20 protein-coding genes are annotated in these 25,169 nt (G+C 69.3%); 15 read left to right on the top strand and 5 right to left on the bottom strand.

Annotated features, from left to right (window positions below):
* Positions 1–7: 7 nt before the first annotated feature.
* Positions 8–1,231: a Xaa-Pro peptidase family protein gene (locus tag Q0Q47_RS12850; protein WP_293859992.1), complete on the bottom strand. Its 1,224-nt coding sequence runs from the start codon at positions 1,229–1,231 to the stop codon at positions 8–10.
* An 83-nt stretch (positions 1,232–1,314) separates the two neighbouring features.
* On the opposite strand from Q0Q47_RS12850, the gene Q0Q47_RS12845 reads away from it, so the two are divergent.
* The 4 genes from Q0Q47_RS12845 to glpD all read left to right on the top strand — a co-directional run bounded on the left by Q0Q47_RS12845 (position 1,315) and on the right by glpD (position 6,548).
* Positions 1,315–2,046 carry a VOC family protein gene (locus tag Q0Q47_RS12845; protein ID WP_293859989.1) on the top strand — a complete coding sequence of 244 codons (732 nt, stop codon included), beginning with the start codon at positions 1,315–1,317 and terminating at the stop codon, positions 2,044–2,046.
* 129 nt (positions 2,047–2,175) lie between these two features.
* Positions 2,176–3,756, top strand: coding sequence for an ABC transporter substrate-binding protein (locus Q0Q47_RS12840; protein WP_293859986.1), 1,581 nt, complete (start codon positions 2,176–2,178; stop codon positions 3,754–3,756).
* Positions 3,757–4,130: 374 nt separating this feature from the next.
* Complete coding sequence (locus Q0Q47_RS12835) at positions 4,131–4,916, top strand: DeoR/GlpR family DNA-binding transcription regulator (protein WP_293859983.1); 786 nt, start codon at positions 4,131–4,133, stop codon at positions 4,914–4,916.
* Between the two features lie 108 nt (positions 4,917–5,024).
* On the top strand, positions 5,025–6,548 hold the full coding sequence (glpD, locus tag Q0Q47_RS12830) for a glycerol-3-phosphate dehydrogenase (protein WP_293859980.1): 1,524 nt from the start codon (positions 5,025–5,027) through the stop codon (positions 6,546–6,548).
* A 22-nt stretch (positions 6,549–6,570) separates the two neighbouring features.
* Here glpD and Q0Q47_RS12825 read toward each other — a convergent pair whose 3' ends face one another.
* A complete protein-coding gene (locus Q0Q47_RS12825) occupies positions 6,571–7,326 on the bottom strand; it encodes an SDR family oxidoreductase (RefSeq protein ID WP_293859977.1) in 756 nt (251 codons plus the stop codon).
* Positions 7,327–7,491: 165 nt separating this feature from the next.
* On the opposite strand from Q0Q47_RS12825, the gene Q0Q47_RS12820 reads away from it, so the two are divergent.
* The 4 genes from Q0Q47_RS12820 (at position 7,492) to Q0Q47_RS12805 (ending at position 12,523) form a co-directional block, all read left to right on the top strand.
* A complete protein-coding gene (locus Q0Q47_RS12820) occupies positions 7,492–8,214 on the top strand; it encodes a response regulator (RefSeq protein ID WP_293859974.1) in 723 nt (240 codons plus the stop codon).
* Positions 8,211–9,644 (top strand): ATP-binding protein, encoded by a 1,434-nt coding sequence (locus Q0Q47_RS12815; protein WP_293859971.1) that lies wholly within the window; start codon positions 8,211–8,213, stop codon positions 9,642–9,644. Before Q0Q47_RS12820 ends, Q0Q47_RS12815 begins: the two co-directional genes overlap by 4 nt.
* A 33-nt stretch (positions 9,645–9,677) precedes the next feature.
* Positions 9,678–10,616 (top strand): PepSY-associated TM helix domain-containing protein, encoded by a 939-nt coding sequence (locus tag Q0Q47_RS12810; protein WP_293859968.1) that lies wholly within the window; start codon positions 9,678–9,680, stop codon positions 10,614–10,616.
* 299 nt (positions 10,617–10,915) lie between these two features.
* On the top strand, positions 10,916–12,523 hold the full coding sequence (locus tag Q0Q47_RS12805) for a sensor histidine kinase (protein WP_293859965.1): 1,608 nt from the start codon (positions 10,916–10,918) through the stop codon (positions 12,521–12,523).
* Between the two features lie 109 nt (positions 12,524–12,632).
* Here Q0Q47_RS12805 and Q0Q47_RS12800 read toward each other — a convergent pair whose 3' ends face one another.
* From Q0Q47_RS12800 to Q0Q47_RS12790, 3 genes are all read right to left on the bottom strand, one after another.
* Positions 12,633–13,706: an NAD(P)-dependent alcohol dehydrogenase gene (locus Q0Q47_RS12800; RefSeq protein WP_293859962.1), complete on the bottom strand. Its 1,074-nt coding sequence runs from the start codon at positions 13,704–13,706 to the stop codon at positions 12,633–12,635.
* 122 nt (positions 13,707–13,828) lie between these two features.
* Complete coding sequence (locus Q0Q47_RS12795) at positions 13,829–14,950, bottom strand: Gfo/Idh/MocA family oxidoreductase (protein WP_293859959.1); 1,122 nt, start codon at positions 14,948–14,950, stop codon at positions 13,829–13,831.
* A 95-nt stretch (positions 14,951–15,045) separates the two neighbouring features.
* Complete coding sequence (locus Q0Q47_RS12790) at positions 15,046–16,551, bottom strand: amidase (protein WP_293859956.1); 1,506 nt, start codon at positions 16,549–16,551, stop codon at positions 15,046–15,048.
* Between the two features lie 347 nt (positions 16,552–16,898).
* Here Q0Q47_RS12790 and Q0Q47_RS12785 point away from each other — a divergent pair, with 347 nt between their 5' ends.
* The 7 genes from Q0Q47_RS12785 (at position 16,899) to Q0Q47_RS12755 (ending at position 25,161) form a co-directional block, all read left to right on the top strand.
* Positions 16,899–17,588 (top strand): isochorismatase family protein, encoded by a 690-nt coding sequence (locus Q0Q47_RS12785; protein ID WP_293859953.1) that lies wholly within the window; start codon positions 16,899–16,901, stop codon positions 17,586–17,588.
* A gap of 101 nt (positions 17,589–17,689) precedes the next feature.
* Complete coding sequence (locus tag Q0Q47_RS12780) at positions 17,690–19,228, top strand: ABC transporter substrate-binding protein (protein ID WP_293859950.1); 1,539 nt, start codon at positions 17,690–17,692, stop codon at positions 19,226–19,228.
* Positions 19,229–19,241: 13 nt separating this feature from the next.
* Complete coding sequence (locus tag Q0Q47_RS12775) at positions 19,242–20,189, top strand: ABC transporter permease (protein WP_293859947.1); 948 nt, start codon at positions 19,242–19,244, stop codon at positions 20,187–20,189.
* Positions 20,190–20,270: 81 nt separating this feature from the next.
* Positions 20,271–21,158: an ABC transporter permease gene (locus tag Q0Q47_RS12770; protein ID WP_293859944.1), complete on the top strand. Its 888-nt coding sequence runs from the start codon at positions 20,271–20,273 to the stop codon at positions 21,156–21,158.
* A gap of 54 nt (positions 21,159–21,212) precedes the next feature.
* Entirely contained in the window at positions 21,213–23,207 is a 1,995-nt protein-coding gene (locus Q0Q47_RS12765) for an ABC transporter ATP-binding protein (protein ID WP_293859940.1), read from the top strand.
* Positions 23,197–24,420 carry an MFS transporter gene (locus tag Q0Q47_RS12760; RefSeq protein ID WP_293859937.1) on the top strand — a complete coding sequence of 408 codons (1,224 nt, stop codon included), beginning with the start codon at positions 23,197–23,199 and terminating at the stop codon, positions 24,418–24,420. The genes Q0Q47_RS12765 and Q0Q47_RS12760 overlap by 11 nt, the downstream gene beginning before the upstream one ends.
* Before the next feature lie 24 nt (positions 24,421–24,444).
* Positions 24,445–25,161 (top strand): isochorismatase family protein, encoded by a 717-nt coding sequence (locus tag Q0Q47_RS12755; protein ID WP_293859934.1) that lies wholly within the window; start codon positions 24,445–24,447, stop codon positions 25,159–25,161.
* Positions 25,162–25,169: the final 8 nt, after the last annotated feature.

Here is a 25,169-nt window from a genome sequence, read left to right as displayed (position 1 = left end):
AGCGGTCTCAGAACGATCGGAAGGACCGGTCCGCGAAGGTCATCGGGGCGTGGCCGTCGGCGGTCACCAGCACCTGGTCCTCGACGATGAATCCACCGAGCCCGTCGACGTAGAACGGCGCCTCGACGGCGAGCACCATGTCCGGCTCCGCCGCGACCGGGCAGTCGGCCGAGATGAACGGCCACTGCTCGCTGAAGGGATCGTTGCCGAGGCCGTGGCCGAAATGGCCCCGCGCATAGCCGGGCACCCCGGCGCTACGGACCGTGTCGAGCATCGCCGCATGGATGTCGGCGAGGGGAACGCCCGGGCGCAACAGCGCGAGGCCCGCCTCGAGGGACGCGAGCAGGGCGGCATGGAGCTCCTGCGCCGCCCGCGACGGTTGGCCCACGACGACCGTGCGCGCGAAGTCGGACGACAGCCCGCCGACCACGGTGCCGAGGTCGAACTTGATCACGTCGCCTGGCTCGGCCGGGCGTCCGGCGCCCCACGGGTCCGGACCCACCGAGATGTAGTCCCAGAAGCTGTTGAACCCGACGCCCCGTCCCGCCGCCTCGGCCCGCACGCCCTCGGCATAGCGCGCCGACAGAGCCTCGCGGGTGACCTTCGGCCCGACGCCCAGCAGGGCGTGCCGGTAGCCCGCCTCGCCCAGGGCGGCGGCGGTGCGCAGGCTGGCGATCTCGGCCGCGGACTTGACCATGCGCAACCGGCGCAGCGGATCCGTGCCGTCGACGAGCGAGGCGTCGTTCAGCACCGAGGCGAGGAGGGCGTGATCCGCGGCGGGGACGAAGCCCGCGTCGATCCCGAGCCGTCCCTCCGCCAGGCCCAGCCGGCGCAGTTCCGCCCTTAGCAGCGCGAAGGCCGCTTCGGCGTCGAAGGTCTCGGGCCGGGCCTCCACCTCCGGCGGGGCCAGGATGGCCGCGAGGGGCTCGTTTGCGCGATGCGGGCGCACCGACCCGGTGCCGACCCAGATCGGATGGAAGACCACGCGCGACGCGGCGCAGCCCAGCCGCACCGCGCCGGCCGCCAGGTCGGGCATGATCGCCACGAGGTCTCGCGTGGCGTCGCGCGGAACGATCGCCATCGCGGCACCGGCGCGGCGGAACAGCGACGCGGGTCCCGGATGGGTGCCGATGGCCCAGGACACGTGCTCGGGCTGAAACAGCACCAGGGCATCGAGGCCCGCTTCCCGCAGGAGGCGCTCGGCGCGCTTGCGATCGATCGTCCCGGCCATCCGTTGCACCCCTCGTGCGCGTGACACGTGCTCCCGCATACCGCAGGATCCGGCCGTTCCACAAACGCGAGCCAGGGCGGACGATGGCCTGCATCCTCGAGACCGGCACGGGGCAGATGCCGGGAGCCCCGGCCGACGGCCTCGCCATCGACCACATCGGCATCGTCGTCCAGGACCTCGCCGCGGAGGTCGCCGCCTGGCGCGCCGCGGGTTTCCGCGTCTCGGACCCGGAGCCGCTGATGGGCCGCTCCGGCGAGGGGCAGGCCGTGCCGCTGGGCCAGAGCAGCGCGCATGTCGTCTTCGAGAACGGCTATGTCGAATTGTCCTCGCCCGTGCCGGGCAGCGGCAATCACCTCGAGCCCTATCTGGCGAAGGGCGAGGGCGTGCGGATCCTCGTCCTCGCCGCCGCGGACGCGCCAGCGGCGCGAGCCGCGCTCCTGCGGGACTGGCCGGGCGTGCCCGACGTTCGCGAGGCGTCGCGCGAGGTCGTGCTCGCCGACGCGGCGCGGCGGGCCCGCTTTTCCTGGTTTCCCTTGCCGTTCGACGTGGTGCCGGGCGTGCTCTCGGCCGTCGTCCAGCACCACTCCCGCGACATCGTGCTTCACCCCTCGCTGTGCACGCACCCGAACGGCCTGCGGCGGATGGACTGCATTGTCGCGACGGGGACGGCGGGGGAGCTCCGGCGGCCGGGTGTCGCGGCGGGGGAGCCCGATGCGCCCCGTCTCGCCCTGCTGGCGGGCGACCGGGCCCTGGCGATCACGGCGCTCCGCCTGTCCCGTCCCGGCGGGGAGACGGTTCTGCTCCGGATCGCCTGAGATGGAGACGAAAGCGCTCCCGTCGGGCCGGACGGGGGCATTTCTTGCTTTTTCCCAATCCCGCAATTGCCGGTACGCGCCGTGCATGCTGATATTCCGGCAGAGCCAACGCCAGTCCACGGATCCATCATGCTGAGACGGACATTCCTGCTGCTTTCGACCGCCGCCCTGGGCGTTGGATTGGCATCCGCGCCGGGACGCGCGCAGACCGAGACGCCCCGCCACGGCGGCACACTGCGCTTCGTGATGAAGTACGAGCCGCCGACGCTCTCCTCGGTCAACAACACCTCGACCCCGCTGACGTCGGGCAAGATCTTCGACGGCCTGCTCACCTACGATTTCGACCTGAACCCCAAGCCGGCGCTGGCCACGTCGTGGACGCTGTCGCCCGACGGCCTGAAATACACGTTCAAGCTCCGCGACGGCGTGACCTGGCACGACGGCAAGCCCTTCACCTCGGCCGACGCGGCCTTCTCGATCCTGCGCCTCAAGGCCGGGCATCCCCGCGGCCGCGGCACCTTCGCCAACGTGGTCGAGGCCAACACGCCGGACGCCACCACGCTGGAGCTGGTTCTGTCCAAGCCGGCGCCCTACCTGATCGTCGCGCTCGGCGGTTCTGAGTCCCCGATCGTCCCCAAGCATCTCTACGAGGGCGTGGACGTCGCGGCACCTCCCGGACCGGCGCTCCTCATCGGCACGGGACCCTTCGTGCTGAAGGAATGGGCGCGAGGCAGCCATGTCGTCCTCGAGCGCAACGCGAACTACTGGGACAAGCCCAAGCCCTACCTCGACCGCGTCGTCGTCCGCTTCATGCCGGATGCGGCCGCGCGTGCCGCCGCCTTCGAGGCCGGCGATCTCGACCTGGGCTCCAGTGCGCCGGTGCCACTCGCCGACCTGCCGCGCTTCGAGGCCGACCCGCGCTTCACCGTCCTGCGGCAGGACTACGCCTATTCGGGCGCCCAGCATCAGATCTTCTTCAACCTCGACACGCCGGTGCTCAAGGACAAGCGGGTGCGCGAGGCCGTGGCGCACGCGCTCGACCTGAACAAGATCGTCGAGACGGTGTTCTACGGCGCCGCCAAGGTCTCGCCGTCGCCCATCAGCGTCGCGCTCGGCCCCTATTACGACACCACGATCAAACCGCGCGCCTTCGACACGGCCCGCTCGGAGAAGCTGCTCGAGGAGGCCGGCCTGCCCAAGAAGGGCGACGGCATGCGCGTGCAGCTGCGCCTGCTGATCAATCCCTTCATCGACACGCGCCTGGCGGAGTTCGTGCGCCAGTCGCTGAGGCGCGTGGGCATCGACGCGGTGATCCAGCCGCGCGAGTTCGCGGCCTATGTGAAGCAGGTCTACACCGACCGCGAGTTCGACCTCATCATCGAATCCCTGTCCAACGTGTTCGATCCCACCGTCGGCGTGCAGCGCGGCTACTGGTCGAAGAACTTCAAGCCGGGACTGCCCTTCTCGAACTCCGCGCATTACGACAGCGCAGAGGCCGACCGGCTGCTCGAGGCCGCGGCGGTGGAGACGGATCCGGCCAAGCGGAAGGCGCTGTGGAAGGACTTCCAGCAGCTCATCTACAAGGACATCCCGTCCGTCGACATGATCTCGCCGCTCGAGGTGGTGATCGCGAAGAAGAACCTCCGCAACTTCGCCACCGGCGCCGAGGGCATCAGCAGCAACTGGGCGGATGCCTATTTCGCCAACTGAGGTCTGGTGAACTCTCGTGGCAGACGCGGCACGATGGTGGTCGCCTTTCGCCACCCCTCCGCGTGTAGGAAGCTGAAAGCTCGTGAAACAAACCACGGTGGGGCGTTGCATCCGACTTCTCGAGCGCGCGACCAACTCCCCGCCGTCTTGCCCGGGCTTGGCCCGGGCATCCACGACTTTGCTGGGGCCATCCTGAAGTCGTGGGTGGCCGGGCCAAGCCCGGCCATGACGCGGAGAGGGAGGTGCCAGCTGGACGACCGAAAAATTCACAAGCTCTGAGCAGCAGCGCCTGCGTGGAGGCGCCCTCGGACCCTGCGGTTGTTTCGCTTCGGCTTTCGTTTTAACGTCGCCCGGTCGTCACGAGTCGGGTCCTCATGTCGTCCATCACGCCGCGCCAGAAGGACATCGTCTCGATCGCCCGTGCGGCGGGGAAGGTGACGGTGGAGGATCTGTCGGCGCGCTTCGACGTCAGTCCGCAGACCATCCGCAAGGACCTCAACGACCTGTGCGACCAGCGGCTGCTGAGCCGCGTCCATGGCGGGGCGGTCGTGGCGTCCGGGGTCGAGAACCTCGCCTACGAGGCGAGGCGCTTCATCGCCACCGCAGAGAAGGCGGCGATCGGCGCGGCGACCGCGCAGCTGATCCCCCACGGCGCGTCGCTCTTCGTCAACATCGGCACCACCACCGAGGAGGTGGCGCGCGCCCTGCGCGACCACGAGGGCCTGCTGGTCATCACCAACAACCTGCACGTCGCCACGGCCCTGTACCCGCACCCGAAAATCGACGTGATCGTGGCTGGCGGCCCCGTCCGGCGATCGGACGGGGGGGTCGTTGGGGCGGCCGCGGTGGACCTGATCGGCCAGTTCAAGGTGGACTTCGCGGTGATCGGCGCCTCGGCCATCGACGCCGACGGGGCGCTGCTCGACTTCGACTACCAGGAGGTCCGGGTGTCGCAGGCGATCATCGAGAACGCGCGCCACGTGATCCTGGTCGCCGACAGCAGCAAGCTGTCCCGCTCCGCGCCGGTACGCATCGGCCATGTCGGCGCGGTCCATACGCTGGTCACCGACCATCTGCCCGAGGGACCCCTGCGCGAGCAGTGCGAGACGGCCGGCATCCGGATCGTGGAAACCGGGCCGCAGCCCGAGGACGAGCGCTAGCACTTTCGAATTTGGTTTCGTTTGATGCTTGATCGCGCGTGAAGCGCGCACTATTCTATCGTCCCGAAGGGTGGCCAAGGCATGCCGCCCGTGACGGGGACGAAGCCCATGGCGGATCTCTACGACATCGCGATCATCGGCGGCGGCGTGAACGGCTGCGGCATCGCGCGCGACGCGGCGGGGCGGGGCGCATCGGTGGTGCTCTTCGAGCAGGGCGATCTCGCCGGCGGTACGTCCTGCGCCTCGACCAAGCTCATTCACGGCGGCCTGCGCTACCTGGAGCACTACGAGTTCCGGCTGGTGCGGGAGGCGCTGACCGAGCGCGAGGTGGTGTGGCGCATGGCGCCCCACATCGTGTGGCCGCTGCGCTTCGTGCTGCCGCATCACAAGGGCCTGCGCCCCGCCTGGCTCCTGCGCCTCGGCCTGTTCCTCTACGACCATCTCGGCGGGCGCAAGCTGCTGCCGGCCACGCGTGTCCTCGACCTGGCCACCGACGACGCCGGCAAGCCGCTCGCGCCGGGCTACCGCAAGGCCTTCGAGTATTCCGACTGCTGGGTCGAGGACAGCCGCCTCGTGGTGCTCAACGCCCGCGACGCCGAGGCGCGCGGCGCGAAGATCCACACCCGCGCCAAGGTCGTGGCGGCCAACCGCGAGGATGGCTGCTGGAGCGTCACCGTCGCGCTGTCCGACGGCAGCCATTCGACGGTCCGCGCCAAGGCGCTCGTCAACGCCGCCGGCCCGTGGGTCGCCGACGTCCTCAACGGCGTGGTGCGCGCCAACAGCGGCGCGGGAGTCCGGCTCGTCCAGGGCAGCCACATCGTCGTGCGGCGGCTGTTCGCGCACGATCGCTGCTACATCTTCCAGAACGCCGACGGCCGGATCATCTTCGCCATTCCCTACGAGCGCGACTTCACCCTGATCGGCACGACGGACGTGGACTACAAGGGCGATCCGCGGGCCGTGGCGGCGAGCGAGACCGAGATCGGCTATCTCTGCGCGGCCGCGAGCGAGTACTTCGCCTCGCCGGTGCGGCGCGAGGACGTCGTGTGGACCTATTCCGGCGTGCGCCCGCTCTATGACGACGGCGCCTCGAAGGCCCAGGAGGCCACCCGCGACTACGTCCTGACGCTCGATGCCCCGCAGGGCGGAGCACCGCTGCTGTCGGTGTTCGGCGGCAAGATCACGACCTTCCGGCGCCTGGCCGAGTCCGCCATGGACAAGCTGAAGGGTCGCCTGCCCATGCTCGACAAACCGTCCTGGTCGGGCGGCGCCGTCCTGCCGGGCGGCGACTTCCCCGCCACGGGCTACGAGGCTCTCGTGTCCTCGATCGCCGCCGAGCATCCCTGGATCGAGCGGGGTCTCCTGCGTCGCCTCGTGCGCGCCTACGGCACCGACGTGCGGACGATCCTGAAGGGCGCCACGGGCGAGGCCGATCTCGGCCTGCGCTTCGGCGCCGACCTCACGGAGCGGGAGGTGCGCTGGCTGGTCGACAAGGAGTGGGCCCGCTCCGCCGACGACATCCTCTGGCGCCGCTCCAAGCTCGGCTTGCGCATCGGGCCGGAGGACAAGGAGGCGCTGGAGCGCTTCGTCGCGCAGTGCGTGGCCGCCGCCGCGCCGGCCGTCCCCGCCTGAGAGGAGGGGACGCCGGCTCGCCTCAGAGCGACGCCGTGATGCCGCCGTCGACGTAGAGCACGTGGCCGTTGACGAAGGTCGACGCGTCGGAAGCCAGGAAGATGCAGGCGCCGACCAGTTCGTCGACCTTGCCCCAGCGACCGGCGGGGGTGCGCTTCTCGAGCCAGGCGGAGAAGGCGGGGTCCGACACCAGCGCCGCGTTGAGCGGCGTGTCGAAATAGCCCGGCGCGATCGCGTTCACCTGCAGCCCGTGCTTGGCCCAGTCCGTGGCCATGCCCTTGGTGAGGTTGCCGACGGCGCCCTTCGTGGCCGTGTAGGGCGCGATCGAGGGCCGGGCCAGTGCCGTCTGCACCGAGGCGATGTTGATGATCTTGCCCGCGCCACGGCGGATCATGTGGCGGGCGCAGGACTGGCCGGCGTGGAACACCGAGGCGATGTTGGTCTGCAGGAGGCGCTGGAACGCGTCCTCCGGGAAGTCCTCGAGCGGCGCGCGATGCTGCATCCCCGCATTGTTGACGAGGATGTGGATCGGACCCGTCTCGGCCTCGAAACGGTCCACCGCCTCGCGCGTGGCCTTGGCGTCCGTGACGTCGAAGGCCAGGACCCGCGAGCCGGGGACCTCCTTCGCGGCGGCGGCGAGCTTGGCCTCGTCGCGTCCATTGAGGACCACCTCGGCCCCCGCGGCGGCGAGGCCCTTCGCCAGGGCCAGTCCGATGCCCTGCGACGAACCGGTGATGAGCGCGCGGCGCCCGGTCAGGTCGAACAGCGTGATGGTCATCGTGGTGTCCTCTCGTCGCCCCCCGTGGACCGGGGCCGTGGCGGCCTTCTGCCATGGATGGTCCATGCGCTCCAGCCCCGGCGCACCGTGCGGGGCCGGGCTTGCGACAAATCGATACAGTTTTCCGGTGGCGCCCGGCCGCGCCGGGAGACACAGTCCGGCGCGATGGAGAAGGCTCCGCACATCCTCGTCGTCGACGACCACCGCGAGATCCGCGATCTCGTGGCGAAGTTCCTCACGCGCAACGGCCTGCGCGTCACCGTGGCCGACGGTGGCACGCAGATGCGGGACCTGCTGGCGCGCGCCGCGGTCGACCTCGTGGTGCTCGACGTGATGATGCCGGGCGAGGACGGCATCGCCCTGTGCCGCGCCCTGCGGGCGGACGGCGACCTGCCGGTGATCCTGCTCACGGCCGTGTCGGGTGACGACGACCGGGTGGTCGGCCTGGAGGCCGGCGCCGACGACTACGTGACGAAGCCCTTCAACCCGCGCGAACTCCTGGCGCGCATCCGCGCGGTGCTGCGGCGGACGCAGGCGGGTCCCCGGCCGGTCGTGGAGGGCGAGCCGAAGGCCTTGCGCTTCGACCGCTTCGTGCTCGATCCGCAGCGTCTTTCGCTCACCGACGAGGCGGGCCGCGCCGTGGCCCTGGGAACGGCGGAGTTCCGCCTCCTGCATGCCTTCCTGACCCGCCCGGGGCTGGTGCTCAGCCGCGACCAGCTTCTGGACCTGACCGCCGGCCGCACCCCGCAGCTCTTCGACCGCAGCATCGACAACCTGGTCAGCCGGCTGCGGCGTCGCATCGAGCGCGATCCGCAGGAGCCCGCCTTGATCAAGACGGTCTGGGGCAACGGCTACGTGTTCGCGGGAGAGGTGGAGGCGGAGCGGTGAGGTCCCTGTGGAGCCGGATCTGGCCGCGGAGCCTGGCGGGGCGCCTCGTGGTCTCCCTGCTGGCAGCCCTCGTGGGCGCGCAGGTGATCCTCGCGCTCGTGTTGCGCAGCCAGCAGGACAGCGTCGTGGCAGAGGTGGTCCAGGGCCAGGCGCTGAACCAGACGGTCGCGTTCGCACGGCTCCTGCAGATGCGTCCGCCCGACGAGGCGCAGTCGATCGCCGAGGCCTTCGGGTCGCGGCAGTCCTGCGCGCGGCTCGTTCCCGGCGTCACCATGGACAGGCCGATGACCGAGCCGGAGAAGGCCCTGGCGGGCACGCTCGCGGTCATGCTCCACGGCGTCCAGGCCGGCGCTCCCCTCGTCGAGATCTCGCCGATCGGTCCGGACGAGCACCCCTGCGAGGGATCCCCGCGCTTCGGCGGGACCGCGGAGCAGAGGGGTGGGCGCCCGGCCGGCGCCCGGCCCCCGGAACGCGCGCGCACGGCTGCCGTGTCGATGTCCGTGCCGCTCGCCGATGGCCGCGCCATCACGGTGCGCACCGCGGTGAGCGTGCCGACCCTGTCGCGCGCCACTGTGTTGTCCTTCCTGTTGTCCTCCCTCGCCGTCTCGCTTGCCGCCCTGCTCGCCGTCCGCCGCCAGACCCGCTCGCTGTCGGCCCTCGCCGATGCGTCCGAGCGCTTCGGACGCGGCGAGACGGTCCAGCCTCTCCCCGTCACCGGGCCCGCCGAGGTCAGCGCCGCCACGGCCGCGTTCAACACGATGCAGGAGCGCCTGGACACCTTCCTGCGCGACCGGTTGCGGCTGCTGGCCTCCGTCAGCCACGACCTGCGCACGCCGCTGACCGCGCTGCGTCTCAAGGCGGAGTTCATCCAGGACGAGACCGTCCGCGACGACCTCGTGCGCACCATCGACGAGCTCGCGCTCATCTGCGAGGAGACCCTCGCCTTCACCAGGTCCGAGACGAGCACCGAGCCCTCGCGCAAAGTGGAGGCGCGGACCCTGGTGGAGGAGGTCGCCCAAACGTTCCTTGCCGCGGGAGCGCTCGTCGACGTGCTGCGGGTGGAGCGGCTCGAGCTGGTCTGCCGGCCGGTGGCCCTCAAACGCGCCCTGCGAAACCTCGTCGAGAACGCGATCCGCTATGGCCGGCGCGCGGCCCTGTCCGTGTCGCGTCCTGCCGGGGGCGGGATCGTCTTCACCGTGGACGACGAGGGTCCGGGGCTGCCGCCCGACCATATCGAGCAGGCCTTCGAGCCCTTCGTCCGCCTGGAACCCTCGCGCAGCAGCGAGACCGGCGGACTGGGCCTCGGCCTCGCCATCGCGCGCAGCATCGCCAAGGCCCACGGCGGCTCGCTGACGCTGGCCAACCGGCCGGGGGGAGGATTGCGCGCCGAACTCCGCCTGCCGCCCGGCTCCCTCGCGGCCCCGTCCTGACCCTGCCCGATCCCGAAGACCCGGAGACCCATCATGATGCTGAAGCCCCTTCTTCTCCGCCTGCACCGGTGGATCAGCTTCACCTTTGCCCTGCCTTTGCTGGTGGTGGTGGTGACCGGCCTCATCCTCTCCTTCGAGCCAGCCACGGAAACGGGGCGGCCCTCCGTGCCCGTGGACGAGGCGCGCATCCAGGCACTGCTCAAGGTCGCCGACCCGGCCGGAACGGCCACTGGGCTGGCCCTGCGCGGCCGGGACAACACGCTGGCGGTTGGAAGCCCGCGCCAGACAGTCGAGGTGGATCTCGCCTCCGGTCAGGTCCGCACTGACGGACCGTCCACGTTGAATGCCCTGTACCGCTGGGCGAGGCCCGTTCACGAGCATCTCATCGGCGACATGGGCTGGCTCGTCTTCGGATCGACCGTGGCGCTCATCGTCGTCTCCGGCCTGGGGATCGCGATGGGCTGGCCCCGGTTCAGGAACACGCTGGGCGGCTGGCACGCGGTCGGGGCGTGGGTGATGCTTCCGCTGGTGGTCCTGTCGCCGTTGACCGGGCTCATGCTGTCGCTTGGCCTGGGCAACGGTGGCGGCTTCGGTGGCGGGGCCGGCGGCGGACGGGCGACCCTGTCGGAGGCGGTCACCATGATCGCGCGCCAGCACGACGTGGCCGATCTCGCCCAGATCCGCAACCGCGGCGGCCGCTTCATGGCCCGCGTCGTGGTCGGCAACACCCCCGTGACCTACATCGTCTCCAAGGCCGGGCTGCAGCCCCTGCCGACCAATTGGCCGCGCAGCCTGCACGAGGGCACCTGGAACACCGTCTGGGGGCCCCTGGCCAACGCCGCCGTCAGCGTCCTCTTCATCGGCCTGATCGCGACCGGAGGAACGATCTGGCTGCGCCGCACCCTCCGCCAGAGGCGAATCCGGGCCGAGAAGCGCGCCCTCGCCCTCCAGGCGAGCGGCACGCGAGCCTGATGTCATGAGCCGTCCGAAGGGCGCCCGCCCGACCGCCTGACGCCGACGGCACCCCGCGCGAGCCCGTCCGCCCGGGGTGCCCTTTACTGTGGGTGTCGGTGGGCCCGCCAGCCCCAGGGCAAGCTTAGCCGGAACAAAGGAAGCCGAGGAATTCGTGCAGGAAAATGAATTCGGCCGCGCTTGATTGACATTTGATTGCACGGGACGACCTGTGTACAAAAGCTGCTCATGATTTGTCCTTTTCGAACTTGAGCGCGACTGTGTCAGGCCGAGGCGAGGCAAGCGGGTCATCCCGCGGGTTGTCGATCAAGATCCACCTCATCGCCTTCGGCCTTCTGTGCTTCCTCCCCGCCTTCGTTGCGGCCGCCGTCGGCGGCCTCGATCTGGCGAAGCGCGAGCGAGGCCGCGTCCAGGAGGACCTGCGCCGGCTCGTCGAGGGCTTCTCGATCGCCGTCGACGCGGAAATGGCCCAGCTCACCAAGTCGATGCAGGCGCTGGCGACGTCACGTGCGCTGTCGGACGGCGACTTCGAGGCCTTCCGCAGCCAGGCCATGCAGGTGGCCCAGGACAACGACGCGGCCATCGCGCTTCGGGAGCCGTCGGGCCAGCACATCTTCAACACGGTGATCGAGCCGGGGACGGCACCCATGCCGCTCACCAGCGATCCCGTGATGCGCGCCGCCGACGCACGGGCCATCGCCACGGGACAGCCGGTGACGTCGGACCTGTACGTGGCCACCGGCGCCCGGCGCCCCTTCGTCAGCGTCGTCATGCCGATCGTCAAGGACGGGAAGGTCGCCGCGCTGCTGTCCATCGCGGCGACGCCCGAGCGCGTCACGCGCCAACTGCGGCTCGGGCCGCTGGGGCAGGCCGGGTGGCTCGGGGCGGTGGTGGGGACCGACAACCGCGTGATCGCCCGCACGCGCGAGCTGGACCGCTTCGTGGGGGCTCCGGCGACCGGCGATCTCGCCGCCGCGATCAAGGCCAGCAGGGCCGGGGTGCTGCCGTCCGTCACGCTCGACGGTGTCGCCGTTCTGACCGGGTTCCGCACCGGCGCCAACGGCTGGACGACCATCGTGGCGGTCCCCGAGGCCGTGCTGAACGAGCCCGTCCGTCGCGTGACCCAACTCCTCACCGTGGCCGGCCTGATCGTCCTCCTCGTCACGGTCACGGGCGGCTGGATCTATGGCCGGTTCATCGGCCGGGAACTCGACACGCTGGCCGAGAATGCCCGGCGCATGCAGCGGCACACGCCCCTGAAGCCCTTCAAGCTGAGCATCCGCGAGGTGGCGACGGCGCAGCAGGCCCTCACCCAGGCGGGGCACAACGCGGAGGAGCTGCTGCGCGAGCTCGACCACAGGGTCAAGAACACGCTGTCCGTGGTTCAGGCCATCGCCGCGCGGACGGTGTCGGACCCGGGGGAGAAGCGCACCATGAGCGGCCGTGTCGCGGCGCTCACCCGTGCTCACGAGGCGCTCAGCCAAGCGCGCTGGGAAGGCGTGGCGCTCGACCGGCTCCTGCGCGGGATCCTCGACGACGCGGGTCTCGGTGCCACGATGGGCGGGCCCGCGCTCACGCTGTCGCCGCGCGCCACCACGTCCCTGGCGCAGGTCGTCCAGGAACTGGCGGACAACGCCCGCAGCCACGGCGCACTGACGGTGCCGGAGGGGCGCGTCGACGTGACGTGGACGTTGGTCGGCGATGCGGTGGAACTGACCTGGGTCGAGAAGAACGGGCCGGCCGTCCCGGATACGTTCAAGCCGGGCTTCGGATTGAAGGTGGCGGAGCTCTGCGTCGTGCGTCAGCTGAACGGCGTGCTGGCGATCAGGCCGGCGACCACCGGCTGGACCGTGGTCATGACCATTCCGCTGCGCAGCCCGCTCGGGGTCGCCGCGACGCTCGCCTGAACGAGAAGGCCCACCGGTGGGGGTGTCCGGTGGGCCTCGGGGTCTCGAACAGTCGTCATCCTTCGGGAACAAGCCTGAAACGTCCAGGCCCCCAACTGGTTCCCGGTCCTCAGGGAGTGATCGCGACCTTCAGCACGCCGTCGCGCTGGTGCGCGAAAAGGTCGTAGGCCTCCTCGATCCGATCGAGCGGAAACCGGTGGGTGACCAGCGCCCCCAGGTCGGCCCGGCCGGAGGCGACGACCTCCATCAGCCGGCGCATGCGTTCCTTCCCGCCCGGGCACAGCGTCGTGACGATGCTGACGTCGCCCAGGCCCGCGGCGAAGGCGCCGAGGGGAATGGTGAGGTCGGTCGAATAGACGCCGAGGCTCGACAGGGTGCCCCCAGGCCGCACGCATCGGAGCGCCGACGCGAAGGTGGCCTGGGTGCCCAGGGCCTCGATGGCGACGTCCACGCCACGCCCATCCGTGAGACGCATCACCTCCTCCACGGGATCGACGGACTTGAAGTCGACCGCGTGGTCCGCGCCGAGCCGTTTCGCCGCCGCCAGTCGCGCCGGCACGGTGTCCACGCCGATGATCGTCGTCGCCCCCATGAGCTTCGCGCCCGCCACCGCCGACAGGCCGATCGGCCCGAGCGCGAAGACGACGACCGTGTCGCCGATGCGGATGCCGCCGCGTTCAGCGCCGGAGAAACCAGTCGACATGATGTCCGGGCACATCAGGACCTGCTCGTCGGTCAGGCTGTCCGGGATGGGGCTGAGATTGGCCATGGCGTCGGGCACGAGGACGTAGTCGGCCTGGCAGCCGTCGATCGTGTTCCCGAACTTCCATCCGCCGATGGCCTTGAAGCCGTGCCGCGTGCCGGCCCCGTCCTGCGACGAGCACCCGCACAGGCAGGCGGCGCTGTGGCCGCTGGGCGTGATGGCGCCCGCGATCACCCGCTGGCCCTCTCGGTAGCCCTGGACGGCGGACCCGAGTTTCTCGATGACGCCGACCGGTTCGTGGCCCACGGTGAGGCCCCTGGCAACGGGGTACTCGCCCTTCAGGATGTGGACGTCCGTCCCGCAGATCGTCGTGGTGGTGACGCGGACGAGGGCATCGTTGGGCCCGGGGTCGGGAATGGGCTTCTCGTCGAGGACGATCCGGCCCGGTGCCACGAAAACGGCGGCGCGCATCTTCGCCATGGTGCAGCTCCTGTTCCAAAGGCCGGAGATCCGGCGGGCTCAGGACATAGACGGCTGGTGCATGGCGATCATTGACCGGGATCATGGAGATCCCGTGGCGAACCTTCGGGACGGCACGAGGATCAGTCGATCGTCTGCCAGGATCGCCCGTGGGAGGCCGCCACCGCGGCGTCGATGACTTTCTGCACCTCCCAGGCCTCACGGAAATCCGGTCCGCAAGCTGGCCCCCCGGCGATGCAGTCGAGGAATTCGGCGACCTCGATGGTCTTGAGGTCGTTGAACCCGATCTGGTGCCCCGGCGCGATGCAGAAGTGGCGATAGGGAGGGTGCTGCGGTCCCGCCTCGATGCGCGTGAAGCCCGACAGCCGCGGGTCGTCGCCGGCGCGGTACCACTGCAACTCGTTGAAGCGTTCCTGGCTGAAGACGAGCCCGCCCTTGGTGCCGCTCACCTCGAACGCCAGGTGCATCTTACGGCCGGTCGCCATCCAGTTGGCCTCCAGCGTCCCGCCGCACCCGCGGGCGAAGCGCACCGTGAGCCGGGCGATGTCGTCGACCTCCACCTTGCGGCGTTCGCCGGACCCGGCCGCCACGGGCCGGTCCTTGACCACGGTCTCGAGGTCGGCCGTCAGCCGTTCGATCGGGCCGAGCAGGAAGCGCGCGAGCGCGATGATGTGGCTGCCGAGGTCGGCGAGCGCGCCGGTGCCGCCGGCGGGATCGAGGCGCCAGCCCCAGGGCACCTGCGGGCTGGCCATGAAGTCCTCGGCATGGATGCCGCGGAACCCGGTGATCTCGCCGAGCTCGCTGTCGGCGATCATCTCCCGGGCGAGCTTCAGGACCGGGTTCTTGAGATAGTTGAAGCCGACCTGGGTCTTGACCCCGGCGGCTTCGGCCGCCTGCATCATGGCCCGGGCGACCACCGCATCCTGGGCGAGCGGCTTTTCGCAGTGGATGTGCTTGCCGGCCCTCGCCGCCGCCACCGCCATGTCGTGGTGCAGGAGGTTCGGTGTCGTGATCGACACGATCCCGATGGAGGGGTCCTCGACGATCCTCCGCCAGTCCGTGTGCCACTGCGCGAAGCCGAACTGCTCGGCCGCCGCACGGGCGGCGTCCGGAACGATGTCGGCGATCGCGACCAGCTTCGGGCGAGGAAGGCCCGGGAAGGTGGACGCCGCCGCCCCGTAGGCCAGCGCATGGGCCCGGCCCATGAAGCCGGTGCCGATGATGCCGACGCCGATCTGGTCCATGCTCGCCTCCCGCCGCCGGCCCTTTGTCGCGGCCGGCTTCGGGAGGCGGTGTGTCATGCGCCGGGTGCGTCGTCAACGCGCCCCACGGCCGGGGTTCAGGCGACGACGGCCTGGAGCCTGGCTTCGAGTTCGGGGGCCTGCCGCGCCCGGGTCTGCTGCTCGAAAGCATAGGCGAAACGAACCATGGCCTTGTCGTCGTAGGGACGGCCCAGGAAGGCGAGGCCCGCCGGGAGCCCGGCCGTGGTGTACCCCGCCGGCACCACGATGCTCGGCACCGGCCCGAGGAACGTGTTCAGGTGCGGTGCTCCCTTGTGGTTGACCCAAGGGGGATTGGTGCCGTCGGCGATCAGCGTGGGCTCGTGTTCGATCGCCTTGTGGACGATGGCGTCGAGCCCGTGGTCGGCCATGACCTTGAGGAGGCTCGTCATCAAGGTGTCGCGCGCCTCGAGATAGCGGGCGTAGGCCTCGGCCGAGCCCTTGCGCGCCCACCGCGTCTTCATCTGCGGCGAGACGGCGGTGTACTCGAAGGAGGCCATCGCCTCGGCCATGCTGCGATAGGGCGCGTCGGGCAGTTCGGAGACGTAGTATTCGAAGGCCTCGGCACCATGGTCGGGATGGCTGGCGCGCAGCGCCAGCAACTCCTTGAGATCCGGGATCTCGATCGGGTCCACCAGCACGGCGCCCGCCTCCGCCAGGGCGGCGAGGCCGCTCTCGAACACCATGCCGACGCGCTTGAAGTCCTCCGCGGCTGGGTCCGCATCGACGCCGATGGAGGTGCGCAGCACGCCGAGCCGGGCGCCCTTCAGCGCGTCGGCCGACAGCCCGTCGAGATAGCTGCCGGAGAGCTTGCCGACGCCGTGGGCGGTGATCGGATCCATGGGGTCGTAGCCGGTCATGGAATCGAGAAGGCGGGCGGCATCCTCGACCGTGCGGCACATCGGGCCGACGGACCCCAGCACCGAAGGCCACCCGTCATACACGCCCCCGCGGCTGACGAGGCCGATGCTCGGCCGCATGCCGACCACGCCGTTCCAGATCGACGGCCGGCGGATGGAGGCGAAGCCCTCCTGGCCCAGCGCGACCGTGCAGAAGTTCGCCGACACGGCGGCGCCGGAGCCGCCCGACGAGCCGCCTGCGGTGCGGTCGATGGCGTAGACGTTGCGGGTCGAGCCGAAGAGCGAGCCGTGGGTGTCGCCGGCGCCCATCTCGCCCAGCGTCGTCTTGCCGAGGATGAGCGCCCCGGCGGCCCGGAGCTTCGCGATGACCGTCGCGTCGCGCCTGGGCCAGTTGTTGCGGAACAGGATCGAGCCGCCCGTCGTCGGGCACTCCTTCACGTCGATCTGGTCCTTGACCAGGATCGGCACGCCGTGCAGCGGCCCGACCGGGCCACCGGCCTTCAGCGCCTCGTCGAGAGCCGCCGCCTGCGCCTCGACGTCGGGGTTCAGGCTGATGACGGAGTTGATCCGCGGGCCCGCCTTGTCGAGCCGCGCGATGCGCTCCAGGTACCAGCCGACGACCTCCTTGGCCGTCCAGGCGCCGGACGTGTAGCCGGCGATGAGCCTGGCGATGGTGATCTCGGAGAAGTCCTTGTCCGTGGTCATGGTGCGTCGCTCCTGCGCTGGGGTGTGCAGGACCATCTGCAATGGGTGGGCCATGGCGGGAACGGCCGGATTCCGGGGCCCCGCGCCCGCCTGAGCCCGTCACGACGGGCGGGCGCGCCGAGTCATTGTGCACTGCACGGAAGGCTGGGCACTTTTTGGCATTAGCAGGACTTATAGGTCCCCGCGAAAGCCCAGCATTTCCCCCGATCGAGCACTCCACACGTCTGGCACGGTCATTGCAGAACTGTCGGACAAGCAGGTCACGGCAACAACGGTTGCATGAACACGAATTCGACGACTCGGGACCCTCCCGAGCCGACGGGAAATCTTTGTCCAGAGCCCGGGAGATGGCGATGTACGGTTGGGAGACTTACCTCAGCGAGCGCGACAAGAAGCACGACGAGCATTGGGGCAAGAAGGAACTGTTCGGCTTCGGCAAGAAGCCGGCCCTTCTGCTGATCGACATCTACTACAGCGTGCTGGGCTTCACCCGCGAGCCGATCTTCGAGTCCATGAAGACCTGGCCGTCGAGCACGGGCCTGGAAGGCTGGGCGGCCGTGGACAAGACGGCCGAGCTGCTCGCCGTCGCCCGCGCCAACAAGGTGCCCGTCGTCCACATCAAGGGGCTGGAGAGCGGCATCGCCCAGTGGGTGCACCGGCATTCCCGCCGCTCCGACATGCCCGCGGAGATGCGCAAGCGCGGCAACGAGATCGTCGCCGAGGTGGCGCCCATCGCGGGCGAGGTGGTTCTCGAGAAGACCGCTCCGAGCGCCTTCCAGGGCACGCCGCTGATGTTCCACCTCAACGCCCTCGACGTCGACACGCTGATCTGCTGCGGCGAGACCACGAGCGGCTGCGTGCGGGCGAGCGTGGTGGACGGGGCGACGAACCGCTTCCGCATGGGCGTGGTCCACGAGTGCGTCTTCGACCGCACCGAGGCCTCGCACTTCATGAACCTCTACGACATGCACCAGAAATACGCCGACGTGATCTTCCTCGATCAGGCCAAGGCGTATCTCGCCGGCAAGCCGATGTGATCGGAGACGGGCCGCGGCAGGCCCGTCCACGCGACTTCGGGCGGGGGTCATACGGGCCTCCGCCGGTTCCCGACCCCAGAGATGTTCGACGAGGGCTGACCATGATCTTCGACCGCCGCCGGATTGTTTCCCTTCTCGCCGCCACCGCGTCCGCGGCCCTTGCGAGCACGGCCCTGCCGTCCGTCTCGACGGCCCAGGAGAAGGTGCTGAAGGTCCGCTTCTACGACGATCCCGCGGGCTTCGATCCCGCGACGATCTTCCGGATCGAGAACGAGAACATCGCGTTCAACATCTTCAGCGGGCTGACGACCTACGACAGCAAGACCGGCAAGATCATCCCGGATCTGGCCGAGGCCTGGGAGACCGACGACAACCAGCTCTGGAAGTTCAAGCTGCGCAAGGGCGTTAAGTGGCAGAAGGGCTACGGAGACTTCACGGCCGCGGACGTCGTCTACACCTTCACCCGCATGCGCGACCCGAAGACCGCGTCGCCCTATGCGCCCGAGCTCGCCAACATCGACAAGATCGAGACGCCCGACGACTACACGGTCATCATCCGTCTGAAGGCGCCTGACGGCAACTTCCTGCACCAGGTGGCCAACTATCACCAGGGCCAGATCGTCAACAAGAAGGCCATTGAGGACGCCGGCGACAAGGTGCGCTGGAACCCGGTCGGCACCGGCCCCTACGCGCTCGACTTCATCGACGTGAACTCGCGCATCGTGCTCAAGCGCCACAAGGACTATTTCCGCGGCCCGGCGCCGATCGAGACCATCAATTTCTCGATCATCAAGGACGAGAACACCTCGACCATCGCGCTGCGCAACGGCGAGATCGACCTCGTGATGCGCGCCAACCGCGAGGAGCACCTGGACACCCTCAAGAAGGAGGGGTTCAAGATGAACCGCGTCGAGAACTACGCCGTCGCCCTGAAGGTGCTGAACCCGTCGTTCAAGCCGCTCTCGGACGTCCGCGTGCGCCAGGCCATCGCCCACGCGATCGACTACGACACCATCAACCAGGCGACGGCGCCGAGCCAGCAGGCCGTGGCCACCAACATGCTGATGCCGTGGATGGACGTCTATTCGGACGACGTCCCGAAGTACAAGTACGACCCCGTCAAGGCGAAGAAGCTGCTGGCCGAGGCCGGCTATCCCAACGGCTTCACGGTCAAGCACCTGAACACGTCGGCCCAGGGCGTCACCGAGCTGCAGCAGTTCGAGATCGACTTCCTGTCGAAGGTCGGCATCACCATGAAGATGGAGCTGGTCGACACCCCCACCTTCAACCAGAAGCGCAACGCCGGCGACTTCGAGTTCGCCACCCGCCTGCTGCCGGCGGTGAACCCCGACACGATCCTGTTCAACTACCTGCATCCGTCCAACGCCTCGCCCAAGGGGCTGAACGGGGCGAAGTACGACAATCCAAAGGTCACCGCGCTGCTGGAGAGCGCCCGGGCCGAGGTCGATCCCAAGAAGCGCAAGGCCATGTACGCCGAGATCCAAAAGATCGCGATGACGGATCTCTACTACCTGCCGATGTACGCGAACCACGTCACCTGGCCCGGCAAGCAGAAGGTGAGCGGCGTCAACATCAACTATCTCGGCCAGGTGAACTTCTTCGAAGTCGACATCAAGTGACGGGAGAGGGGCCATGCTGGCCTATTCGCTGAAGAAGCTCGTCCAGCTCTTCATCACCACGCTGGGCGTCGTGACGCTGGTCTTCTTCACCCTGCGCCTCATCCCCGGCGATGCGGCGTCCGCCATGGCCGGGGACTCGCTCTCGGGCGAGGCTCTGGAACGGCTGCGCGAACAGATGGGGCTCACCAAGCCCTATCTGGTGCAGTACCTCACCTACCTGAAAGGCCTCGCGAGCCTCGACTTCGGCGAGACCATCACGACCGGGCTGTCCGTGTTCGGCCTGATGAAGAGCGCGCTGCCCATCACGCTGATCATCGCCATCTCGACCATCGTCTTCACGGTGCTCGTGTCGATCCCGCTCGGCACGCTGGCGGCCTTCATGGCGCACAAGGGCCACAAGGGGCTCGACAACGCCATCACCGGCACGGCGATGGTCCTCGACCTGATGCCCGGCTTCTGGACGGGCCTCGTCTTCCTCCTGTTCTTCTCGCTGAAGCTGCGCTGGTTTCCCGCCAGCGGCGACGTCAACATCGCCGACCCCGCGAGCTTCCTGCAGCGCATCGCCCTGCCGGTGCTGGTGCTGTCGGTGACGCAGATCGCCACCATGGCCCGCATCACCCGCACCGCGGTGCTCGAGGTGCTCGGCGAGGACTACATCCGCACCGCCCGCTCGCTTGGCTGGTCCGAACTGCGGGTGCTCTTCCGCCACGCGCTGAAGAACGCCGCGCTGCCGATCGTCACCGTGGTCGGCCTGAGCTTCGGCAGCCTGCTCAACGGCACCGTCATCGTCGAGTTCATCTTCAATATTCCGGGGATCGGAAGCCTGCTCGTCAACGGGATCAACAGCCGCGACTACCAGATGGTGCAGAACCTCATCATCTTCTACGCGCTGATCTTCGTGTCGATCAACTTCATCACCGATCTCGTCTACCGCAAGCTCGATCCCCGCGTGAAGTTCTGAGGTCCGAGGTCGATCATGGCAGGAAGTCTCTCTCTCGGCCGCTCGGCCCCCGTCACGCTCCGCAGGGCCAACGAGGGGCCCATGCGTCCCACCTCGCCGGCCCCGCCGCCGGCGACCCAGGTGCGCAAGCCCCCGGTGCACCGCACGGGCTGGCGCGCCATCCTCGCGAACCGCAAGACGCAGATCGCCCTGATGATCCTGGTGCCGATCCTGGTGCTCGCGGCGCTCCTGCCGTGGCTGCCGCTGCAGGCCCCCCTGCAGACGAACCTGCGGGCCATGATGAAGCCGCCGTCGCTGACCTTTCCCTTCGGCACGGACCGCATGGGCCGTGACGTGCTCAGCCGGACGCTGGAAGGGGTGAAGGTCTCGCTCTTCGTCGGCTTCAGCGTCGCGTTCATCTCGCTCGTGTTCGGCGTCGTGCTCGGCACGGTGTCGGGCTTCTTCGGCAAGTGGGTCGACCGCGCCATCATGACGGTGGTCGACATCTTCCTGGCCTTCCCCTCGCTGCTGCTCGCCATCGGCCTCGTCTCGATCGTCGGCACCGGGTTGATCCCGGTGATCATGGCAATCTCGCTCGCCGACATCCCCCGCTTCGTGCGGCTGCAGCGATCGCTCGTGCTGAGCCTGCGCACGCGGGCCTACATCGATGCCGCGCGCACGGTGAAGGCCCCCCAGTGGTGGCTGCTGACGCGCCACGTGGTGCCCAACACGATCGCGCCGCTGCTGGTCGCCGCCAGCATCGCCGCCGCCAACGCCATCCTGGTGGAGGCGAGCCTGAGCTTCCTCGGCCTCGGCATCATGCCGCCGGAGCCGTCCCTCGGAAACCTGATCCGCGACGGCCAGACCTATCTCGAGCAGGCCTGGTGGATCTCGACCCTGCCCGGCGTGGTCATCCTCGCCATCGCCATCAGCCTGCACTTCCTGTCGGACGGCATCCGCGAGGTGCTGGACCCCAGATCCCGCAAGTGAGCGGGTCGCGCAAGTGAACGGCGCGCAGGTGACCAAGGGGAGAAGGACGCAGCCATGACCTACGCCAAGCCCATCGCCGACACGGTGCTCGACGTCCGCGACCTCCACACGCAGTTCTTCACCGAGACCGGCGTGGTGAAGGCCGTCAACGGCGTGTCCTTCACGCTGGGCCGCGGCGAGCGCATGGCGATCGTCGGCGAAAGCGGCTCGGGCAAGAGCGCGATGGCGATGTCGCTGATCAGCCTGCTCGCTCATCCCGGCAAGCTCGTCTCGGGCGAGGTCTGGCTCGACGGGCAGGATCTCGCGGCGATGAGCGAGAAGGAGCTCAACGGCATCCGCGGCAGCCGGGTCGGGACGATCTTCCAGGATCCGATGTCGTCGCTCGACCCGGTGATGAAGGTGAGCGACCAGATGGTGCCGCCGATCGAGCGGCACCTGAAGCTCGGGGCCAAGGCGGCGCGCGACCTGGCCATCGGCTGGCTCGACAAGGTCGGCATTCCCGACGCGGCGCGGCGCATCGACGCCTATCCGTTCGAGATGAGCGGCGGCATGCGGCAGCGGGTCATGATCGCCATGGCCCTGTCCTGCAACCCGCGCCTCGTGATCGCCGACGAGCCGACGACGGCGCTCGACGTCACCATCCAGGCCCAGATCGTCGAGCTGTTGCGCCGCCTGACGGCCGAGACCGGCACGGCCATGCTGTTCATCACGCACGACCTCGGCCTCGTGTCGCGCTTCGCCCAGAAGGTCGCGGTGATGTATGCCGGCCGGATCGTCGAGATCGGACCGACGGCCACCGTCTTCCGCCGCCCGAAGCACCCCTACACGCAGAGCCTGCTGCGCACGATTCCGCGCGCCGGCGAGACGGAGAAGCGCGAGCGGCTGCTGCAGATTCCCGGCTTCCCGCCGGACATGAAGGTTCCGCCGCAGGGCTGCGCCTTCCGCGAGCGCTGCCCCGGGGCCCATGACCTGTGCGCCGTCGAGACGCCGCAGCAGACGGTCCGCGGCCCCGACCACAACGCGGCCTGCTTCCTGCCCAACGGGCTCGACGACGTGGCCGAGCCCGCGGCCGAGGCGCCGGCGGAACGGCCCGTCCCCGTCACCACGGACTGGCGCGCGCTGCCGCGGCAGGACGTGCTGGAGATCAACAACCTATCGAAGCACTTCGTCGGCGAGACGCTGCTCCCCTGGGTGAAGCCGCCGACCGTGCGTGCGGTCAACGGCGTCAGCCTGCGCGTGCGCCGCGGCGAGACGCTCGGCATCGTCGGCGAGAGCGGCTGCGGCAAGAGCACCATCGCGCGCATGCTGCTCGGCCTGGACGAGCCGACCGGCGGCGAGATCTTCATCCAGGGCACCGGCCAGATGGTGTTCCAGGATCCCTATTCGTCCTTCAACCCGAAGATGAAGGTCTTCGACATCATCGCCGAGCCGCTGGTCGTCCAGCGCGTCGGCACGAAGGACGAGCGGGCCCGGCGGGTTCGCGCCCTTATCGAGCAGGTCGGCCTCGAGCAGAGCTATCTCGACCGCTTCCCCAACCAGCTCAGCGGCGGGCAGCGCCAGCGCGTGGCCGTGGCGCGCGCGCTGGCTCTCAACCCGTCGGTCGTGGTGGCCGACGAACCGACCTCGGCGCTCGACGTGTCGGTGCGCGCGCAGATCATCAACCTGCTCTGCGACCTCAAGGCCGACCTCGGGGTCAGCTTCGTCTTCATCTCGCATGACCTCTCCACTGTCCGCTACGTCTCCGACTGGATCGCGGTCATGTATCTCGGCGAGGTGGTCGAGTACGGGCCTGCCGAGGAGGTGTTCGCCGACCCGGCGCATCCCTACACGCGCGCCCTGCTCGACGCCGTGCCCGTCCTCGATCCCGAGGCCGAGGCCGAGCGCGAGATCCGGGTCATCTCCGGCGAGCTGCCGAGCCCGCTGAACCTGCCCAAGGGCTGCGCCTTTGCCTCGCGCTGCCCGAAGGTCACGGATCTGTGCCGGCAGGAGAAGCCGGTCCTCGTCCAGCGCCGCGAGCGGCGCACGGAGGCCTGCCATCATGCAGGCTGACCGGTTCCGCCGCTTCGGCGTCTATGGCGGCGGGGTGTTCTTCACCATCACCGGGCTGTCCGGCCAGTTCTTCACGCTGTATGCGCAGGAACTGGGCGCCTCCACCCTCAGCATCGGTCTGCTCGTCACGCTGCGCGCGGTGCTGCCGATCTTCATCGCGATGCCGTCCGGCCAGCTCATCGACAGCATCGGCCCGATGAAGATGCTCATCGTGGGCGCCGTCTCGCTGCTGGCCTCGCTCATCCTCAATGCGACGGCGGCCGGGATCGTCTCGCTCGTCCTGTCGCAGTTCTTCCTGGGCGCCAGCATCATCATCATGGCATCGGCCTTCCAGGTGCTGGTCTCGACGGGCGACGTCCAGACGCGCAACGAATACATCCAGAAATACTCGATGTGGATGTCGGGCGGCGGCATGCTGGGCCCGCTCCTGGGCGGGCTGGTCGCCTCCGCGTTCCAGGCCCCGATGGACGGCTACCGCGCGGCCTTCCTGACCGCCGCCGTGTCCTGCGCCGGCCTCCTGGTCGCCCTCCTGTGGCTGTCGCGGTCCTATCCGCATCCGGACGACAAGGCGGCGGACGTACCGCTGGAGGACATCCTCAGCGTGCGCGGCGTCTTCGCCAGCTACCGGCGGGGAATGGACCTCACCGGCCACCGGCCCGTGCAGTTCGGCCTCACGGCCACCTTCCTGATCATGTACATCCAGTCCCTCTACAACGGCTTCCTGCCGCTCTACATGGACTCGGTCGGCTATACGACCATGCTGATCTCCGTGGCGCTGGCCCTGAACGGCCTGGCGAGCATGGCGGCGCGCTACATTCTCAAGGGGCTCATGGACCGCCTGCCGGCGGAATACATCCTCACCGGCGCAGGCTTCGTCGCGGCGACCTGCGTGCTCGTCACCCCCATCACCGGCCTCCACGTCGTCTCGATGATGGCGACCGTCATCGTCATGGGCGGGGCGGTCGGGCTCAACCTGCCGCTCAGCATCATGATCATGGTCGACGCCGTCGGCGAGACCGAGCGCGGCAAGCTGATGGGCCTGAGGCTGCTCGTGAACCGCGTCTCGCAGATGCTGAGCCCTGCGATGTTCGGCGTGCTCGGCCACCTGTTCGGCCTGTCGGTCGCGCTGTACGGCGGCGGCGCCTTCCTGCTCGCCACCATGTTCGGCTTCTCCGCCTACGCCAACCGCACACGGTCGCTGCGCGGCAGCTGACCCCCCTTTCAGAAGGACACGCCCATGGCCCGCATCGAAGCCTTCGAGGACCATTGCTGGAAGGACGTGGTGGATGCCGACACCCTGAAGATCTACGCGGCCTACGCCCGCGAGACCTTCGTCGGCCCCAACCCCGCCGTCATCGCCATCGACCTCTACAACTCCGCCTATCGCGGCGGGCGCCGCCCGCCGGTCGAGATCCAGGCGGAGTTTCCGTCATCGTGCGGGATCAATGCCTGGAATGCCGTCGAGCCGACACGGATGCTCTTCGCCGCGGCGCGTCTCGCAGGCGTGCCGATTTTCTACTGTACGTCGGACGTCCGCCCGCAGAGCCGGCCGTCGGGCGTGGGGGCGACGCGGCGCCAGAAGCACACGTCCATGCCGGACGACTCCTTGATCCTGCCGGACCTCGCGCCCGAGCCGCAGGACGTGATCATCCCCAAGCAGCGCGCCTCCATCTTCGCCGGCACGCCGCTCGTCTCGCACCTCACCGTGCTCGGCGTGCGCAGCCTCATCGTCTGCGGCGAGAGCACGTCGGGCTGCGTGCGCGCGAGCTGCGTGGACGGCTATTCCAGCGGTTACCACGTGACGCTGGTGGAGGAGTGCACGTTCGATCGCTCGGACCTGATCCACAAGATCAACCTGTTCGACCTGCACCACAAATATGCGGACGTCATGAAGGTCGACGAGGTCGTCGCGCATCTGGGCGCGATGGGAGGCCAGCGCGTCGCGGCCGAGTAGGGCCGCGC

Source organism: uncultured Alsobacter sp., from assembly GCF_945952055.1.
Lineage (GTDB): Bacteria > Pseudomonadota > Alphaproteobacteria > Rhizobiales > Beijerinckiaceae > Alsobacter.
This window is presented reverse-complemented; position numbering and strand designations above follow the sequence as displayed.